The sequence below is a fragment of the Burkholderia sp. IO2 genome, assembly GCF_029522185.1.
Classification (GTDB): domain Bacteria; phylum Pseudomonadota; class Gammaproteobacteria; order Burkholderiales; family Burkholderiaceae; genus Burkholderia; species Burkholderia cenocepacia.
This window is the reverse complement of the sequence record NZ_JAKWFH010000045.1, coordinates 1-18264: the sequence shown is the minus strand read 5'-3', so window position 1 is coordinate 18264 and position 18264 is coordinate 1. Positions and strand designations below refer to the sequence as shown.

The window sequence follows — 18264 nt, the reverse complement described above, 5'->3', positions numbered from 1 at the left end:
ACTTTTATTGACAGCTTCGACTTCGATTGCGACTTCGGTTCGGAAGCGGATTCCGCTTCACGGCAAGCCATGCCGAGACGACACGCAGCGAGCAGCCGTTTCGACCGGGCGTTCGAAAGCCCGGGGCATGCCGTCGGCTCGATGTCCCGTTTCGTTAATTCGACAACTGACTTAGGAATGCGTATTGATTGTCATGGACGAGCTTTTCCCCGACTGAATCCGGAGATTCAAGCCGTCGTCATGTACTTCCCCGATTTTTCGCCGCGCTGACCGCGACCCACCACGCTTCTTTTATTTCATCTCCGGCAACCGGAGTTTCACTTCGGTGCAGCGAACCCCGGCCTGGACCGTCATCAATCGATGCGCGAGGCCCGGGTCAGGCAACGTCCGTCACCGCTTGCGGTGCTTCCGCTGCCCTGCGCCACCCGTCGTTCAAAGTTCGGACGAATTATGAGACACGGACTTGAATTATTAAAGCCGGCATTCTTTATAGATTGTAAAATTTATATTATTCAAAGGCTTACGCAAAATACACGCATTCCGCAAACGATTTCGCGCTGGCGCCGCCATTCAAAATCTTTTATCGAGCGGATAAATACTTTGCCAAAGCGGATTCAAATAATATTTCGTCTGAAAAAGCCAATCGGGAAACGCGGCCGGCCGTGCGTTTTTCCACCGGATATACGCGTAAACCACGAGCATCGACGCATATCGACGCTTCACGTTCCTGTCGCAAACCGCCATTTTCGATAATCACGCACGCGGAATGGCACGAATGGAGTCGTCATGTCTGGCCGGATTCGAAATATGCTCCTACAATTCCGCTCGCATCGATTCCGGCAGTCGCGGTCATTCCTCGCGCAAACACGGCAATCCCGCGCATCTTTACCGGCTCAGTGATCAAAACAACCCACGCCGTCCGATGCGCCGGGCGGTTGCCCGCCGCGCCGTTTCGCGCTGTCCGGAATCGATGCGGGCGTGCGATGCGATGGATGCATCGCCACAGAGCGGCTTCCGACGTTTCCACCGCACCGGGCAGGCCACCCGCGGAAACGCAGCCAACCGCCTTTTCACAACAGGTGCACGATGCCTTCACCGATCTCCGCATTGAGCGACGCTCATATCCTGATCGTCGACGATCAACCCGACCAGCTCCGGTTGCTGATCGACATCCTGCGCGGCACGGGATGCCGGATCAGCATCGCATCCGACGGCGCGCAAGCGTGCCAGCGCGCGCAGGCGCTGCTACCCGACCTGATCCTGATGGACGTGCGCATGCCGCGCATGGACGGCTTCACCGCGTGCCGGCTGCTCGCCGCCGATCCGCTGACGTGCGCGATCCCGGTCATCTTCCTGACCGTGGCCGGCGCATTGCACGAACGGCTCGAGGGGCTCGAGATCGGCGGCGTCGACTACGTGGTGAAACCGTTCGAGCCGGCCGAGGTGATCGCACGGATTCGCGTGCAGCTCTCACGGACGAAACGCGAACGGCCGGCCGAGGCGGACGCGGCGGAAAACCCGTTCGCGGCCGGCAACGACGACGACATCATCGTGCGCGCGGCGATCCGCCACCTGTCGCGCACGCTGAACGATCCGCCGACGGTGGAAGAACTGGCGCGCGCGGTCGGCACGCACGAAAAGCGCTTGTCGCGCGCGTTTCGCGACAATCTCGGCCAGACGGTGTTCGAGTATCTGCGCTTCGAGCGGCTGCGGATCGCGCAGGATCTGCTGGATTCGACCTCGCTCAGCATCGCCAGCATCGCGAAGGAAATCGGCTTTTCGACGCCGGCCAATTTCGCGACCGCCTTTCGCGAACGTTTCGGCATCACGCCGACCGAATGGCGACGCCAGGGCCATGCGGGTGCACGCACCGCGACCGGCGAGCCGCAACGTCGCGCGTAAGTCGCATGCTCACCAGCTGTATTTCGCGCTGGCCAGCACGGTCCGCTCGTTGCCGAACACGCACACCGCGTACGACTGGCATCCGCTGACATAACGCCGGTCGAACAGGTTTGCGACGTTCACCGCGAAACGCCAGCGCGGCAGGTCGTAATGGATCGCGAGATCGTAAAGCGTCGCGCTCGGCACCGTCAGCGAATTGTCCGGCGCGCCGGCCGACGCGCTCTGGTAGCGCACGCCGCCGCCGACGCCGACGCCCGCCAGCGCGCCCGTGTGCCAGGTCCAGTCGGCCCACATCGACGCCATCTGCCGCGGCAGCGGCACGGACACCGGCCAGTGGTTCAGCGACGCGTCGTTCGCCTGCACGTTCTTGACGTCCTGATAGAGATACGACGCGACGATCGACAGCTCGCGCGTCACCTTGCCGACCGCACTCAGCTCGATGCCGCGCGAGCGCACCTTGCCGGTCTGCACCGACGTCGTGGCGGTCGGGTCGAGATTGACCGGCGTCGGCGTCACGACGTTGGTCTGGTCGATCTGATACACGGCCGCGTTCAGCATCAGGTTCCGGCCGGGCGGCTGCCAGCGCAGCCCGGCCTCCGTCTGCGCGCCGCGCGTCGGTTTCGGCAAGCCGCCGCCGAACATCCGCACGCCGATGATGGGATCGAACGACGTCGAATAGCTGACGTACGGCGACCACCCGGCGTCGCCGCGATAGGTGAGCCCGACGCGCCCCGAAAACGCACTGACGTCCTGCTGCACGTGCGTGCCCGCCGACCGGTCGTCGAACCGCGCATTCACGACATCCTCGCGGCCGCCGAGCGTCAGCGTCCAGCGCCGCCAGCGGATCTGATCCTGCGCATACACGCCGAACGCGTTCATCGCCGTGTACTGGTCGACGTGGCCGAGCGACGTCGGGCCGGAGAAGATCGCGGCCGTCACGGGCCGATAGACGGGGTGGTACAGGTCGAGCGACGGCGCGAGCGCAAGCCATACGCTGTTGGTCGTCGTCTGCCGGTCGAATTGCGCGCCGAACAGCAGCGTGTGTTCGAGCGGCCCGGTGCCGAAGCGCGCCTGCGCGTGGTTGTCGATGTCGAGCCGGCTGTAGTTGAGCTGGAACAGCCCCGCGAAACGCATCATGTTCGTCGTGCTGCGGGGCGCGAGGCCGTTGCCGAACACCGTCGCGTCGTCGAGCGACAGGTGCGACCAGCGCACGTCCTGACGCAGCGTCCAGATCGCATTCACGCGGTGTTCCAGCGCGTAGCCGAGCGACCATTGCTTCTTGCGGTAGTCGTTGAACGACGGGTCGCCCATGTAGAGGTCCTGCGACAGACGGCCGTTCGGGTTCGGCAGCACCGTACCCGACGCGGGCAGGAAGTTCGACGAGATGTCGCCGCTGTCCTGCAGGAACGTCGCGGAAAATGTCAACGACGTATCCGCGTTCGGCCGCCACCGGAACGACGGCGCGAGCGCGACGCGCCGGTCGCCGTTCGGGCCGGTCACCGCGTTGCCGTCGCGCGCGACGCCGACGAAGCGGTAGGCGTACCTGCCATCCGGATCGAGCCGGTCGCCGACGTCGAGCATCGCTTGCTTGCGCGCATCGTTGCCGATCTGCACGCCGGCTTCACGCACGCGCTCGCCGTCGGCGAGCTTCGTGTGCGCGTCGACGATCGCGCCGGGCTCGCCCGCGCCATACAGCACCGACGTCGGCCCGCGCAGCACCGCGATCGAGTCGATCGTGTACGGATCGACGCGCCAGTTCGCGATCACGGCGGTATTCGGCGCCGGCAGGCCGTCGACATACAGCGTCGGCGTGAAGCCGCGCAGCGCCGCATACCAGTCGGTGCGGCTGTCGGCGCCGAACGTCGCGAAACCCGGCACGTAGCGCAACGCCTGGTTCAGGTCGGCCGCGCCGGTCATCTCAATCTGTTGCGCGGTCACGATGTTGATCGTTTGCGGAATTTCGTCGATCGGCGTGTCGGTCTTGGTGCCGGTGACGGTGCGCCGCGCGACGAGCCCGACGGACGAAGCGTCGGCCGGCCCTCGCACGTCGATCGGCGGCAGCGCGACTGCCGCGGCGCCCGGCGCCGTTGCCTGCGCGTACGCCCCGCCCGCGGCGGCCACGCACATTGCCCCGCCGGCCGCGATCGCCCGCGCGCACCGCCCCGTCCCTGTCTCCGTCCACATCGTGTCGATACTCCGTCGTGCTGGGTTGGCCCGTTCGGCCGAATCGGCGGACCGCGCATCGCCTGGTCCGTCCGGTAGTGTCGTCATGGTCTTGATTGCCGTGCTGGCGCAGCCGGTGACGCATGAATCGGTACGCACCGGCCGATTGCGTCGCTCGCGAGCGCAGCGATCATACCGGCCGAACGTGGCACGGTCTTTAAGAAAACAAATCGGCGACGGTCGCGGCACGCAGATTGCTCGTCGCCGGAACCGCATCAGGAACCCGGCGCGGCCGGGCATCGACGTGACACGCACTTCGGGCAGGATTCACATCGGCATTTCAGGCTGGCGCTACCCGGGCTGGCGGGGAACCTTCTACCCCGCCGACCTGAAGCAGGCCAGCGAGCTGCGATACGCATCGGGCCGGATGCAGACGATCGAAATCAACGGCACGCACTACAGCCTGCAAGCGCCCGACAGCTGGCGGCGCTGGTACGCCGACACGCCGCCGGGGTTCGTGTTCAGCGTGAAAGGTTCACGTTACCTGACGCACATGCTGCGTTTTCGTGACGAAACGGCCACGGTCGCGTGCGCGAATTTTTTCGCCCAGGGGCTGTTCGCGCTGAAGGACAAGCTCGGGCCGCTGCTGTGGCAATTTCCGCCGTCGTTGCGATTCGACCCGGCGCACATGGAGCGCTTCCTGAGCCTGCTGCCGCACGATACGGAGGCGGCGCTCGCGCTCGCCCGCCGGCACGATGCGCGGGTTCGCGAGCCGTATCTGCAGATCGACCGCAAGCGGCCGTTGCGTCATGCGGTGGAAGTGCGGCACGACAGCTTCGTGGACCCGGCATTCGTGAAGCTGCTGCGCCGCCACAAGGTCGCGCTCGTCGTGTCGGATTCGACCGAGGCGTGGCCGCAGTTCGAGGATCTGAGCGCGCGGTTCGTCTACCTGAGGCTGCACGGCACCGAAACGAAGTATTCGGGCGAATACGCCGATGCGGCGCTCGAACGATGGGCGCAAAGAATCGACGCGTGGAGCCGGGGCGCGCAACCGGCCGATGCGCGTCTCGCCGCACCGGCGCTGCAACCGCCGCGTGCGCAGACGCGCGACGTGTACTGCTACTTCGACAACGATACGAAAACGCAAGCGCCGTTCGATGCCGGGCGGCTGATGGCGCGGCTGGGGCTGCATGCGCAGGATGCGGCGGAGTGAAACACTCGGCGAGCTGCGTAGCCGGGAAATGCTGCCGGCGCGGCCAAGCCAGGCTCGCAACATGCTCCCGCATGCGCGGATCGCGCCTTTCATCGCGCCTCGCCGCACGAGCGGTAAATTTTGCACGACCGGCAATCGGTGTCACGGGCCAACACTGCAAGGAGAAGAACGATGACCCTGCTCATCTACCTGGTCGGATGGATCATTTTCATCGGCGGCGTCGCCTGGGGTTTGATGACGCTGCACGTCTCTCAGCACATCATCGAGATCGTGGCCGTCATCCTGTTCGGCATCGCGGTCATCACCGGAGCGACGCGCGCTCGCAATCGCGACCGGTCCTAGCGCGGCGCGCATGCTGCGAGCGCGTACGCCGCGAGCGGCCGACCGCGACAGAGCGCCAGAGTCCGCCGACGGCCACGCGAGCGCCGTCCGCGCCAATCGTGCCGTCCGTCGAGCCGCACTGCGACGACGAGCAACGCGTGACGGCGCTCGCCAGATAGTAGGCAACGCGCGGGTTCTTTGCATCGGCGGCGACAGATGCGCTACGCTCCATTCGGCCTCGTCTCGCAGGTCGAAATTTAAGCGCTTAAAAACACCGAAGCCGACCCCACGCACGACGGGGTCCATGACATGGAGGATGACGATGAACAGACGATCGATGCTGCGCTGGAGCATCTCGAGCGCGGCGCTTGCGTGCCTCGACCTGGCTGGCCCGCTGCCTGCCTTCGCACGACCCGCGCCGCGCAGTGCGACGGCCGGCGGCTTCGCGATGGGGGCCGACATCTCGACGCTGCCCGAACTCGAAGCGCATGGCGCGGCCTTCTTCGACGGCGGCGGCGCGCCGCGCGACTGCCTGAAGATTCTCCGCGCGCACGGCGTCGATTCGATCCGGATCAAGGTGTGGAACGATCCCGGCAATCCGGATTTCTTCCCCGCGAACCAGAGCGCTGCGGCGGGCTACAACAATGCCACGCACGCCGTGGCACTCGCGCAGCGCGCGGCCGCGCTCGGGATGCGCATCCTGATCGATTTCCACTACAGCGACTGGTGGGCCGACCCCGGCAAGCAATACCCGCCGCATGCGTGGGCCGGCAAGAATCTCGCCGAGACGTGCGCGCTGCTGTCGGCCTATACGACCGACGTGCTGCGCCAGTTGCAGCGCGCCGGCGTGCGGCCCGAGTGGGTGCAGATCGGCAACGAGATCACGGGCGGCATGCTGTGGCCGCTCGGCCGCTACGATCAGTGGGACAACCTCGCGCAGTTGCTGAAAACCGGTCACGACGCGGTGAAGGCGGTCGATCCGCGCATCAAGGTGATGCTGCATATCGACAGCGGCGGCGACAACGGCAAGAGCCGCTGGTGGTTCGACAGCGCGAAGCAGCGCGGCGTCGCGTTCGACGTGATCGGCCTGTCGTACTACCCGCAATGGCAAGGCGCGCTCGACGATCTGCGCAACAACGCGAACGATCTCGCGGTGCGCTACGACAAGGAGCTGATCGTCGTGGAGACCGCCTATCCGTGGACCACGAGCGACGGCGATTCGGAGCCGAACGCGATGACGAACACCGGCTCGACGACCTTCCCGCCGTCGCCGGCCGGCCAGGCGCAATTTCTCGCGGCGGTCGTCGATATCGTGAAAGGCGTGCCCGGCAATCGCGGCAAGGGCGTGTTCTGGTGGGAACCGGAATGGATCCCGACGCCCGGTGTCGGCTGGAAGCTCGGCGCGGGCGACCAGTGGGACAACAACACGCTGTTCGATTTCCACGGTCGCGCGCTGCCGTCGCTCGGCGCGTTCCGGCAGCGCTGACGCGTCACCGCGCCGCGGCTTCACCGCACCGGCGCATGCCGCGTCAGTGCGGTGAATCGAAGCCGTGGCGCGCCCCGCTCGTGCGGCGTGCGCCGCCCCGCTCGCCGTACGCATCCACGGCGAGCAGCACGCACGCCACGAGCGCGAGCCCGCCGCATCCGGCGAACGTCGCGCGATAGCCGAACAGATCGACGCACGCGCCCGACAGCACACCGGATGCGATCGAGCCGACCCGCGCGGTGCTGAAGAACATCGCGGTCGCGGTGCCAGGGCGCGTGGGCATCAGGTCGCACACGCGCGTCATCCCGAGACACGACGTGATCGCGACCACGCATGCGCTCAGCAGTTGCAGCGGCAGGATCAGGTTCACGCGCGTCACCGTCGCGAGGCCGACGAAATACGCCGCATGCACGAGCGCGCACGCGGTCAGCCAGCGCGCCTTGTCGAGGCGCGTCGAACGGATGCCGAGCCACAGCATCATCGGAATCTCGAGCAGCGCGGCGAGCCCGAGCGCGGCCGACACGTTCGCCGGCGTGCCGCCGAGCGCGTGCACGATGTAGAGCGGCAGCACGATCATCGTCGCGTTCGCCGCGAGCCCGATCAGCGTCAGCGCGACGAGTGTGCGCAGCACGCTTGCACGCGTTGCGACGACGACGACCGCTGCACGCGCAGCGTCAGGCGGCGGCGCAACGCGGTCCGGGGCTTGCACGTGAGCCGCCACGGGCCGCCGCGCCGGCTCCGGAATCCGCGCGACGATCGCCGCGCACGCGACGAAGCCCGCGGCAGCCGCCAGAAAGAGTCCGGTAAAACCCGTCTGCGCGAGAATCAGCGCACCGAGCGCGGGGCCGAACACCCACGCGATCGACAGCATCGTGCGCAGCGCGGCCGACGCGAGTTCGCGCTGCGCATCGTCGGCGACGGGCAGCACCGCACGCGCGAACGAAAAGATCTGCGACAGCGACACGGCGCCCGCGCCGAGCAGGATCGTGCCGGCGGCGATCACCGGCCCATGCGCGCGCAGCACGCACAGCAGCGCGAAGCCGAGCGCGGCCGCCCCGAGCGACACCACGAGCAGCGGCCGGTGCCGCTCGCGTCGATCCGACCAGCGCCCGCCCCACGTGCTCGCGACGACGCCGCTCGCCGCGATCGACGTCATGAAGATGCCGGCCAGAAACGGCGACATGCCCGCCGCCTCGACGCCGAACAGCGACAGGTACGGCGCCGTAAACGACATCGCGACGCCGAGCATCAGCGCCGCCGCGGACAGCGGCACGAAGTGCGCGATTCCCGCCAGGCGCGCGAAATGCAACAGCATCGGCCGCAACGACTGCATCGCGTCAGTCCGGCTCGACCCAGGCGGCGACGTCGACCGCGCCGAGGTCGCGATTGCCGAGGACGAACGTGGCACCGCCCGGCGCGGGCAGCATGCACGGCGTGTCGCCGTAGTTGAACGCGAACGTCACGCGCCCGCGTCGGCGCAACCGCACACCGTCCGGCATCGCGCGCACCAACAGGCCGGCATCGCTCGCACAGCGGGCGACGATCGCGCGCAACAGCGTGCGGTCGAAACAGGCCGTCGCCATCGTCACGCGACCGCGCCGCACGAGTGCGGGCACGCCGTCGTCGCAGGCGGCCAGCACGTCTGCGCCGTGCGCCGCCTCCATATCGACGTGATCGCGCCATTTCAGCGCATGGCCGTCGATGCCGTCGAACGACACACGCGGCGCGAGCGACGGCCGTAGCGACTCGACCTGGCCGATCCGCACCGGTAGCACATCGCGCAGCTTGCCCGGTGCGAGACCCGGCGCGATCGCGAATTCAGCGGTGCGTGAACCCGTGCGCGGCCCGAACAGCCAGTGTGCGTGTCCGCTCGCGGCCTGCTCGACGATGCGATCCGTGACGACCGGCAGCGTCGGCGCGACGACGAGCGCGTAACGCGACACGTCGGCGCCGGCCGCGACGATGTCGACGTCGAGGCCCAGTTCGCGCAGCGCGCGATACCAGTCGAACGCATGCTGCTGATAGTCGAAATCGGCGCCGTGCGGCTGGATCCGGATCATCCAGTCGGCCTCGTAGTCGAACAGCAGCGCGACACGGGGCGCATCACACTCGCCGGCGACGAGCGCGGGATCCAGCGCGGCGATTTCGCGTGCGACGCGCGCCACTTCGTGGCCGCCCGGCGCCAGCCGGTCGTCCGGCGCGTTGAGCCCCGAGTGCAGTTGCTCCTGCGCATGCGGATACTGCCGCCAGCGAAAATACGACACGAGCTCCGCGCCATGCGCGAACGCTTCCCACGTCCAAAGCCGCACCGCGCCCGCGTGCGGCACCGGGTTGTACGGCCCCCAGTTGACCGGCCCCGCCTGCTGCTCCATCACCCACATCCGGCCGTTGCCGACGCCGCGATACAGGTCGTGCGAGAACGCGGAGACGTCCGGATGCCCGGTGCGGGCCCAGCGTTGCTTGTCCGCTTCGTCGAGCGGCAGCACTTCGGTACGCGGCACCGGATAACTGTCCCACGCGGCGACGTCGAGCCCGCTTCGCGCGAATGCGTAATGATCGAATTCGGTGAAAAACCCCATGAAGTTGTGCAGCACGTCGCGGCCGGGCGCGTGCGGGCGGATCGCATCGACCTGCACCGCATGGAACCGCGCGACCTCGTCCGACTGGTAGCGCCGGAAATCGAGCAGATGCGCGGGATTCGCGTCGGTCGGCGTATGGCGCGGCAGCTCGATCTCGTCGAAGCCGCGATACTCCATGCTCCAGAACACGTTGCCCCACGCGCGGTTCAGCGCGCCGATATCGCCGTAACGCGCGGCAAGCCACGCACGAAAGCCGTGGAGCGCCGCACGCGTATAGCTCGGCAGCGTGTTGTGACAGCCGATTTCGTTGTCCGTCTGCCACGCGATCACGGCCGGATGCGCGCCGTAGCGCCGCGCCATCGCGTCAACGATGCGCACGCAGTGCTCGCGATACGCCGGGCTCGCGATGTCGTAATGACGACGCGAACCGAACTGCCGCACCGCGCCGTCCGCGCCCACCGGCAGGATCTCCGAATGGCGATCGACGAGCCATTTCGGCGGTGCCGCGGTCGGCGTGCCGAGCACGATCTTCAGGTGCTGGCCGGCGAGCGTGTCGATCGCTTCGTCGAGCCACGCCCAGTCGTAGCGGCCGGGCTCCGGCTCCATCCGGCTCCACGCGAATTCGGCGATCCGCACGCGCGTCAGGCCGAGTTCGGCCATCCGCCGCGCATCGCGCGCCCATTGTTCGCGCGGCCAGTGTTCGGGGTAATAGCAAACGCCGAGATGCATCGTGGATTCCTTGCTGAAGAAAGAGGATGGGACGGATCAGCCCTTCGTCGCGCCGAACGTGAGCCCCGCGACGAAGTGCCTCTGCATCGCGAAGAACATCGCGACCGACGGCAGCGCCGCGAGCACGGAGCCGGCCGACACGATGTTCCAGGCGGTCGTCCACTGCCCTTTGAGCGCGGCGACGCCGACGGTGATCGGTGCCGCGTCGTCGCCTTGCGTGAGGCACAGTGCCCAGAAGTAGTCGTTCCACACGAACGTGAACACGAGGATCGCGAGCGCCGCGAGCGCGGGCCGCACGAGCGGCAGCACGACGCGCCAGTAGATCGCCCACTCGGACGCGCCTTCGACGCGCGCGGCCTCGATCAGCTCGAACGGCAGCTCGCGGATGAAGTTGCGCAGGAACAGCGTGCAGAAGCCGGTCTGGAACGCGGTGTGGAACAGCACGAGCGCCCACACGGTGTTGTACAGGCCGACGCCGAGCATGATCTGCCGCACCGGAATCATCAGGATCTGGATCGGCACGAAATTGCCGGCGACGAACAGGCCGAGCAGCACGAGATTGCCGCGGAACCGGTAGTTCGCGAGCGCATGCCCGGCGAGCGACGCGAGCAGGATCGACGCGGCGACCGACGGCACCGTGATCAGGAGGCTGTTCGCGAAATAATGGAGCATCGGCGTTTGCGTGAGCGCGGCGCCGTAGTTGTCGACGAGCGCGAACTGCTTCGGCCAGCGCCAGTAATCGCCGGCCACGATCTCGTCGGTCGAGCGGATCGACGTGACGAGCACCGCGAGCAGCGGCACGAGCCACAGCGCGAGCGCGCACGGCAACGACAACCGGTACAGCAGGCGGGCGGGACGTCCCCAGCGGGACACGGGCATCGGGTACATGTTGGTGGTCCTTGCTGTGGTCCTTACGACTCGACGCGCACCAGCTTGCGCAGCTGCCACACGATATAGACGAGCATGATCGCGAACAGCACGACGGCGATCGCGGCCGAATAGCCTTCGCGGTAGTACTTGATCGCCTGGTCGACCATGAAGTACGCGAGCACGGTCGAGCTGTCGAACGGGCCGCCGCCCGTCATCACCGAGATCAGGTCGAAGCTGCGCAGCGCGCCAATCACGGTCAGCACGACGGCCATGAAGGTCGCGGGCCGCAGTTGCGGCAGGATCACGTGCCACAGCAGCGTGAAGCCGCGCGCGCCTTCCATTCGCGCCGCCTCGACGATCTCGCCGTTGATGCCGGTCAGCCCGGTCAGGTACAGGATCATGCAGAACGGAATCTGCGGCCACAGCGCGGCGGCGATCACGCCGTAGGTCGCATAGCGCGGATCGCCGAGCACCGGGATTCCGTGCCCGACGATCAGCTTCAGCAGCCCGAACGTCGGGTCGTAGAACCACGAGAACACGAGGCCGACCACCACACCCGGCAGCACGAACGGCGCGAAGAACAGCGACTTCACGAGCCGGATGCCGAACACGTTCTGGTTCAGGTACAGCGCGAGCGCGAGGCCGAGCGGCGGCGCGGCGAGAAACAGCACGAGCCACAGCACGTTGTTCTTCAGCGCGACGGTGAACGTGTCCGACTGCAGCAGCTCGCGATAGTTGTCGAGCCCGGCGAACGTCATCGGCGTCATCCCGTCCCAGTGATGGAAGCTCAGCCAGATGCTGCTGACGATCGGATACAGCACGAACACGGTGAAGAGCGCGAAACCCGGCAGCACGAACCACAGAGCCGCGCGGTTGCGCCGCCGCGCGAGCGACGCGTGCGCAGGCCGCCGCGGGCCGGCATCGCGGCGCGCGGCGCTTTCGGACAGGCTGGTCGACATGAGATGGCCTTCGATGAAACGAACGTACAGTGACAACGACGCACCGGGCCGGCACCCACGCCGGCCCGGCCGCGCGCTACTTGCGGTAGATGCGCTTGCGGGTCTGTTCGAGGCGCTGCAGGATCGCGTCGAGCTGCGTCGGGTCGGACAGGAACTGCTGCATCGCCTTCATCCCCTCGTCGGCCATTTCCTTCGTCATGTCGCGGTCGTAGAACTGCGCGATGCCGCCGGGCGTCGTCGCGAGCGTGCGGAAGCCGATCTTCGAGATCGGGTCCTGCGGCTCGGGCGCCTTGTTGTTCGACGGCAGTTGCCCCATCCCCTTCGCGAACTCGCCGTTGACCGCCGGCTGCCCCATGAACGCGAGGAAGCGCCGCGCATCGGCCTTGTTGTGCGCTTTCGCGGGAACGATCAGCACGTTGACCGGGCCGTCCTCGGCGAGCGGCACCGATGCATCGATCACCGGGAAGCGGAAGAAGCCGATCGGGTTGCGCGCCGCGCTCAGCAGTCCTGCCGAATACCAGGTGCCCATCAGCGTCATCGCTGCCTGGCCGTTCACGATCAGCGGGCTCAGCGAATCGACGTCGTAGGACAGCGCGTTGTCGATGAAATACTTGTCGTCGATCAGCTTCTTCCAGGCCGCATACACCGCACGCACGCGCGGATCGGTGTACGCGACGTCGCCGGCCATCAGCTTCTGGTGGAACGCATAGCCGTTGATCCGCAGGTCGAGATAGTCGAACCACGCGGCGAGGGTCCACGCATCGCGCGCGGCCACCGCGATCGGCGCGATGCCGGCCGCCTTCAGCTTGCGGCACGCATCGAGAAACTGCGGCCAGTCGGCCGGCTCGCCGTGGATGCCGGCCTTCTCGAACAGGTCCTTGCGGTAGAACAGGCCGTACGCGTCGTAGCCGAGCGGCAGGCTGTAAATCTTGCCGCCATACGTCGACGACTGCTTCACGGACGCATACGTGTCGTTCCAGCCGTTCTTCTGCCAGTCCGCGCCCAGGTCCTCGATCAACCCGCGCTTCGCGAAATACGCGAGCCGCTCGCCGTTGTTCCAGCTCAGCACGTCGGGCGGATCGGTCGCGAGCCAGCCGGACATCTGCACCTTGTACGCCTCCTCGCCGACGTAGCTGATCTTCAGGTCCACGTCGGGATTCGCCTTGTGGAACTGGTCGAACACGGCCTGCCACGTCGCGCGCTGGTTGCCGCGCGCCGCGACGTTCACTTTCAGCGTGCCCGCGTCGGCCATACCTGCGGCGCACGCCGCGGCGGTCGTCAGGGCAAGCAGCAGTCGGCTCGCACGAAGTCTCATCGTTGTCTCCTGGTATTGGTGTGATGGGTGCCGCGTCGCGCGCGGCCGGTCTGCGCCGCGCCCGCTAGGCGAACGCCGCTTCGGCGTGAAGCGCCGGCACCGCGATGCCGGCTTCGTCGAACAGATGGCAGCGCGAAGGCGACACGTGGAACGCATGCCGCTCGCCGCGCCGTAACGCCGCCTGTCCCGGCAGTTTCGCGAGCAGCGGCACGCCGCCGGGCTGGTCGAGGTGGACGTATGCGGCTTCGCCGAGCTGCTCGACGAGCGCGACGTCGCGCACGAACGCCGGCAGGTCGGTGTCGCTTGACGCCCCGATCGTCAGGTGCTCGGGGCGAACGCCGAGCGTCACGCGCGCGCCGCGGCCGACGTGGCGCGGCAACGCGCGATCGCGCAGCGTCAGCGTCTCGCCGGTGCCTTCCAGCGTCAGCCGGCAGCCGTGCGCATCGCCCGCGTCGACGACGGCCGGCAGAAAATTCATCCGCGGCGAGCCGATGAAGCCCGCGACGAAGCGGTTGGCCGGCCGGTGATACAACTCGAGCGGCGCACCGGCCTGCGCGATGCTGCCGAAGCGCGCGACGTCGTCGCCCGCATGCAGCAGCACGATCCGGTCGGCGAGCGTCATCGCCTCGATCTGGTCGTGCGTGACGTAGACCGAACTCGATTGCGTGAAGCGCGCGTGCAGCCGCGCGATTTCGACGCGCGTCTGCACGCGCAGCGTCGCGTCGAGGTTCGACAGCGGCTCGTCGAACAGGAACACGCGCGGCTCGCGCACGATCGCGCGGCCGATCGCGACGCGCTGGCGCTGCCCGCCGGACAACGCCTTCGGCTTGCGATCGAGCAGCGCTTCGAGCTGCAGCACGCGCGCGGCCTCGGTCACGCGGCGGCGGATTTCGTCCTTCGGCGTGCCGGCGATTCGCAGTCCGAAACCGATGTTGTCGAACACGGTCATGTGCGGAAACAGCGCATAGCTCTGGAACACCATCGCGACGCCGCGCTCCGCGGGCGGCGTGTCGTTCATCCGTGCGCCGCCGATCCGCAGCTCGCCCTCGGTCACGTCCTCGAGCCCGGCGATCATCCGCAACAGCGTGGATTTTCCGCAACCCGACGGACCGAGAAACACGCAGAATTCATGCGATGCGATCTCGAGGTTCACGTCGCGCAGCACCGGCGCATGGTCGCCGTAGCGCTTCGAGACGTCCTTCATTGAAATGGCGGTCATCGCGCTCTCCTCTCGCCGGTCACACGCATCGGACCGGAAAATTTAAACGCTTAAATTTTGGTGGCGCGATTCGCCCGGTTCGCCGTACCATGTCGTCTCCTTCCTCTGATGTGTCGAGAAATTAGCGTATCGGCCGTCCCTGTGCAACTTGTGGGACGCACTCCCAGAATATGAGCAGACACTCCCCCGCTTCACGTCAGGTGCACCCCGCCAACCGGCCGATCGGAGGCCGCGCATGGTGACGCTCGCGCAAGTCGCGCAGCGCGCGAACGTCACGGCGGCGACCGTCTCGAACGTGCTGCGCAATCCGCAGAAGGTGAAGCCCGCCACCGTCGAGCGCGTGATGGCCGCGATCCGCGAACTCGGCTATCGGCCGAACCTGACCGCGCGCGCGCTCGCGGAGGGCCGCACGTCGACGCTCGCGCTGATGCTGTCGAACATCACGAACCCGTTCTATCCGGAGTTCGTGCTGGCCGCCGAACGCGAGGCGCGCAAGCGCGGCCATTACCTGCTCGTGTCCAATACCGACGACGATCCGGCGATCACGCGCAACTACCTCGAGCGGATCGCCGGCACGCTCGCGGCCGGTGCGATCGTGATGAACACCGATCTCGCCGAGGCCGAACTCGCCGACATCGCGCGTCACGGCGCATCGATCGTGCTGTGCATGTGGGAACACGTGCATGCGTCGCGCACGCTGCCGTGCGTGACCGTCGATTTCGCGGCGGCGGGGGCGCTGGCGGCCGCGCATCTGTCCGGGCTGCGGCATCGCGCGTTCGGCGCGCTGGTCGGCAAGGGGTCGGGCGGTCCGCAGTCGGTGCGGCTGCGCGGGTTCGCCGACGAACTCGCGGCGCGCGGCCATCCGGCCGGCGCGCTGACGACCGCGTCGACGCACGACTCGATCGAAGGCGGCTACGAAGCCGCCGCCGCGCTGTTGCGCGAGAAGCCCGGCCTCACCGCGCTGTTCGCGACCAACGACCTGATGGCGATCGGCGCGATGCAGGCCGCCGCCGATCTCGGGCTGCGCGTGCCGGCCGATCTGTCGGTGGTCGGCATGACTGATATCCAGCTCGCGCACCAGTTCCGCCCCGCGCTGACGACGGTGAGGTTCCCGACGTCGCAGATCGCCGCGCGGGCGATCGCGCTGACGCTCGACATGATCGACGGGATCGAGCCGAGCACGGCCGTGCATACGATCGGCGCACCGGAGCTGGTCGTGCGCGAATCGACCGGGACGGCGCCGGACTGACGCTTCGGTGTGCTCACGTATGCGGGTGCGGCGTATGCGTCGGAATGGCTCGCACGGCGTCGGTCGCGCGGTTTCGGGTTTCTCGTTCGACCACGACGCAAATCGGCACATCGCCACCTTCCAGGCACGGCGAATCGATGCAGGCGGGAAGCGATCGGGAAATCCGGGACGGCGGCATCCGATGCCGCGACTCCCCAAATGCAAAATGGCGCGTCACCGAGGCAACGCCGCGCGATTCGACATGGTTCGTCGTTCCGCGGGCGTCACGGGTGACGCGCCTGACGCGTGAAGATTCGCGGCCGCCCGGAGCATGCGGCGGCCGCGGTGTCGACGTCGCCTACTTCTTGATCACCGGAACGGTGAGCGAAGTGACGAGCGACGTCACGGGTGCCAACAGACCGCCCGACGCGCTACCGCCCCCTTGCGCGGAATTGCCGTTCAGCGAGACCGCCAGCGCGGGAACGACGCCGGCCACCGACCCGACGGCCGAACCGACCGATTGCACCGCCGCGTTGGCGATCGTCGCGCCGCCGGAGATGAGCGCTCCCGCGGCGTTCGTCACCCCGCCGACCGCACCGGCTGCCGTGCCGCCGTTGAGCGCGACGCTCAGTGCCGGAAGGGTCCCGGCGACCGCGCCGGCGGTGCCGGTCACGGTGTGCGCGAGCGAGCCCGTCAGGCCAGTGGCGACCGTCGCGAGCGAGCCCGCCGCACCGGTTGCGCCGGAGAGCGCGCCGGATCCCGAGCCGACGACGTTGCCGGCGCCGCTCGCGGCGGATCCGATCAGCGACGTGACGGTCGATGCGATCGGCGTGATCGCCGCGGTGCCGCTGCCGGCGAGGCCGGTTACCGCGCCGGACGCTGCGCCGATCGCACCGGTGGCTGCACCGACCGGCAACGCGCCGCCGAGATTGCCGACGATGCTCGTGATCGGCGTGATCAGCGCGCCGCTATTGCCCGCGACACCGGTGACGGCGTTGATGACGCCCGGACCGGCGTTGGCGACCGTGCCGACGATGCCGCCGAGACCGCCGGTCGCGCCGCCGACACCACCTGCTGCGCCGGTCAGCGCTCCCACCGCACCCGTTGCCGAGTTGGCTACCGTGCCGACGATTCCGCCGAGACCACCGGTCGCGCCGCCGACACCACCCGCCGCACCGGCCAACGTTCCGGCTGCGCCAGTTGCCGAGTTGGCTACCGTGCCAATGATGCCACCGAGGCCGCCCGTCGCGCCGCCGGCACCGCCTGCTGCACCAGCCAACGTCCCGAGTGCACCGGTTGCCGTGTTACCCACCGTGCCAACGACGCCACCGAGACTGTCGAGGCCACCAGTCGCGCCTCCGCCAACACCGCCAACTGCGCCAACCAACGTCCCGACTGCGCCGGTTGCCGAGTTGCCGACCGCGCCAACGACGCCGCCGAGACCGCCCGCTGCGCCGGCCAATGTTCCGACTGCACCCGTTGCGGAGTTAGCTACCGTGCCAACGATGCCACCGAGGCCGCCGGTCGCACCGCCGGCGCCGCCCAGGGCACCCGTTACCGTACCGACTGCGCCGCTTGCCGCGTTGCCCACCGTTCCGACGACGCCACCCAGACCACCGGTCCCGCCACCAACACTGCCCAGCGCCCCAGTCAGCGTTCCAACTGCTCCCGTCGCCGTGTTCGCTACCGTGCCGACGACACCACCGAGACCACCGGTCCCGCCGCCGACACCACCCAGTGCGCCAGTCAGTGTTCCGACTGCACCGGTTGCCGTGTTCGCCACCGTGCCGACGACACCACCGAGACCACCGGTCCCGCCGCCGACACCACCCAGTGCACCGGTCAATGTTCCGACTGCACCCGTTGCCGTGTTCGCCACCGTGCCGACAACGCCACCAAGGCCGCCCGTCGGGTTGCCGCCACCGATGCCACCCAGTGCACCGGTTACCGTGCCAACCACGCCACCGAGACCGCCGGTCGGATCGCCGACGCCACCCAAGGCACCCGTCACCGTACCGACTGCGCCGCTTGCGGCGTTGCCCACCGTCCCGACAACACCGCCGAGACCGCCGGTCCCGCCGCCGACGCCACCCAGTGCGCCAGTCAGTGTTCCGACTGCACCCGTTGCCGTGTTCGCTACCGTGCCGACAACGCCACCGAGACCACCGGTCCCGCCGCCGACACCACCCAGTGCGCCAGTCAGTGTTCCGACTGCACCGGTTGCCGTGTTCGCCACCGTGCCGACGACACCACCGAGACCACCGGTCCCGCCGCCGACAC

Annotated in this window: 12 protein-coding genes and 1 pseudogene; 5 read left to right on the top strand and 8 right to left on the bottom strand. The window is 67.9% G+C overall.

The genetic code is table 11. The features are described from left to right. Nucleotides 1–1086: 1086 nt before the first annotated feature. On the top strand, nt 1087–1902 hold the full coding sequence (locus MMB92_RS25495; RefSeq protein WP_006483332.1) for a response regulator: 816 nt from the start codon (nt 1087–1089) through the stop codon (nt 1900–1902). A 9-nt stretch (nt 1903–1911) separates the two neighbouring features. Here MMB92_RS25495 and MMB92_RS25490 read toward each other — a convergent pair whose 3' ends face one another. Then, nucleotides 1912–4086, bottom strand: coding sequence for a TonB-dependent siderophore receptor (locus tag MMB92_RS25490; protein ID WP_277563025.1), 2175 nt, complete (start codon nt 4084–4086; stop codon nt 1912–1914). Nucleotides 4087–4369: 283 nt separating this feature from the next. Between MMB92_RS25490 and MMB92_RS25485 the strand changes: the two genes are divergently transcribed. The 3 genes from MMB92_RS25485 (at nt 4370) to MMB92_RS25475 (ending at nt 7085) form a co-directional block, all read left to right on the top strand. Beyond that, nucleotides 4370–5278: a DUF72 domain-containing protein gene (locus MMB92_RS25485; protein WP_012493720.1), complete on the top strand. Its 909-nt coding sequence runs from the start codon at nt 4370–4372 to the stop codon at nt 5276–5278. Nucleotides 5279–5449: 171 nt separating this feature from the next. Further along, on the top strand, nt 5450–5620 hold the full coding sequence (locus MMB92_RS25480; protein ID WP_006397039.1) for a hypothetical protein: 171 nt from the start codon (nt 5450–5452) through the stop codon (nt 5618–5620). A gap of 301 nt (nt 5621–5921) precedes the next feature. Continuing rightward, complete coding sequence (locus MMB92_RS25475; protein WP_277563024.1) at nt 5922–7085, top strand: arabinogalactan endo-1,4-beta-galactosidase; 1164 nt, start codon at nt 5922–5924, stop codon at nt 7083–7085. A gap of 43 nt (nt 7086–7128) precedes the next feature. On the opposite strand, the gene MMB92_RS25470 is transcribed toward MMB92_RS25475, so the two are convergent. The 6 genes from MMB92_RS25470 to ugpC all read right to left on the bottom strand — a co-directional run bounded on the left by MMB92_RS25470 (nt 7129) and on the right by ugpC (nt 14756). Continuing rightward, a complete protein-coding gene (locus MMB92_RS25470) occupies nt 7129–8418 on the bottom strand; it encodes a sugar efflux transporter (RefSeq protein WP_277563023.1) in 1290 nt (429 codons plus the stop codon). A 4-nt stretch (nt 8419–8422) separates the two neighbouring features. Then, nucleotides 8423–10393 carry a beta-galactosidase gene (locus MMB92_RS25465; protein WP_277563022.1) on the bottom strand — a complete coding sequence of 657 codons (1971 nt, stop codon included), beginning with the start codon at nt 10391–10393 and terminating at the stop codon, nt 8423–8425. Nucleotides 10394–10429: 36 nt separating this feature from the next. Continuing rightward, a complete protein-coding gene (locus MMB92_RS25460) occupies nt 10430–11281 on the bottom strand; it encodes a carbohydrate ABC transporter permease (protein WP_006482010.1) in 852 nt (283 codons plus the stop codon). Between the two features lie 23 nt (nt 11282–11304). Then, complete coding sequence (locus MMB92_RS25455) at nt 11305–12222, bottom strand: sugar ABC transporter permease (RefSeq protein WP_006498110.1); 918 nt, start codon at nt 12220–12222, stop codon at nt 11305–11307. A 76-nt stretch (nt 12223–12298) separates the two neighbouring features. Continuing rightward, nucleotides 12299–13537: an extracellular solute-binding protein gene (locus MMB92_RS25450; protein ID WP_058903907.1), complete on the bottom strand. Its 1239-nt coding sequence runs from the start codon at nt 13535–13537 to the stop codon at nt 12299–12301. Between the two features lie 64 nt (nt 13538–13601). Then, complete coding sequence (gene ugpC / locus MMB92_RS25445; protein ID WP_277563021.1) at nt 13602–14756, bottom strand: sn-glycerol-3-phosphate ABC transporter ATP-binding protein UgpC; 1155 nt, start codon at nt 14754–14756, stop codon at nt 13602–13604. Nucleotides 14757–14991: 235 nt separating this feature from the next. Between ugpC and MMB92_RS25440 the strand changes: the two genes are divergently transcribed. Continuing rightward, nucleotides 14992–16005, top strand: coding sequence for a LacI family DNA-binding transcriptional regulator (locus tag MMB92_RS25440; RefSeq protein WP_006490776.1), 1014 nt, complete (start codon nt 14992–14994; stop codon nt 16003–16005). A gap of 337 nt (nt 16006–16342) precedes the next feature. On the opposite strand, the pseudogene MMB92_RS25435 reads toward MMB92_RS25440, so the two are convergent. After that, nucleotides 16343–18264: pseudogene (locus tag MMB92_RS25435) on the bottom strand (hypothetical protein); the annotation flags it as partial.

What these genes read in the sequence shown, in the direction of transcription:
- MMB92_RS25490 (WP_277563025.1), bottom strand. Translation starts at nt 4,086, where the DNA reads ATGTGGACGGAGACAGGGACGGGGCGGTGCGCGCGGGCGATCGCGGCC.
- ugpC (WP_277563021.1), bottom strand. Translation starts at nt 14,756, where the DNA reads ATGACCGCCATTTCAATGAAGGACGTCTCGAAGCGCTACGGCGACCAT.
- MMB92_RS25480 (WP_006397039.1), top strand. Translation starts at nt 5,450, where the DNA reads ATGACCCTGCTCATCTACCTGGTCGGATGGATCATTTTCATCGGCGGC.
- MMB92_RS25495 (WP_006483332.1), top strand. Translation starts at nt 1,087, where the DNA reads ATGCCTTCACCGATCTCCGCATTGAGCGACGCTCATATCCTGATCGTC.
- MMB92_RS25470 (WP_277563023.1), bottom strand. Translation starts at nt 8,418, where the DNA reads ATGCAGTCGTTGCGGCCGATGCTGTTGCATTTCGCGCGCCTGGCGGGA.
- MMB92_RS25460 (WP_006482010.1), bottom strand. Translation starts at nt 11,281, where the DNA reads ATGTACCCGATGCCCGTGTCCCGCTGGGGACGTCCCGCCCGCCTGCTG.
- MMB92_RS25450 (WP_058903907.1), bottom strand. Translation starts at nt 13,537, where the DNA reads ATGAGACTTCGTGCGAGCCGACTGCTGCTTGCCCTGACGACCGCCGCG.
- MMB92_RS25440 (WP_006490776.1), top strand. Translation starts at nt 14,992, where the DNA reads ATGGTGACGCTCGCGCAAGTCGCGCAGCGCGCGAACGTCACGGCGGCG.
- MMB92_RS25465 (WP_277563022.1), bottom strand. Translation starts at nt 10,393, where the DNA reads ATGCATCTCGGCGTTTGCTATTACCCCGAACACTGGCCGCGCGAACAA.
- MMB92_RS25475 (WP_277563024.1), top strand. Translation starts at nt 5,922, where the DNA reads ATGAACAGACGATCGATGCTGCGCTGGAGCATCTCGAGCGCGGCGCTT.
- MMB92_RS25455 (WP_006498110.1), bottom strand. Translation starts at nt 12,222, where the DNA reads ATGTCGACCAGCCTGTCCGAAAGCGCCGCGCGCCGCGATGCCGGCCCG.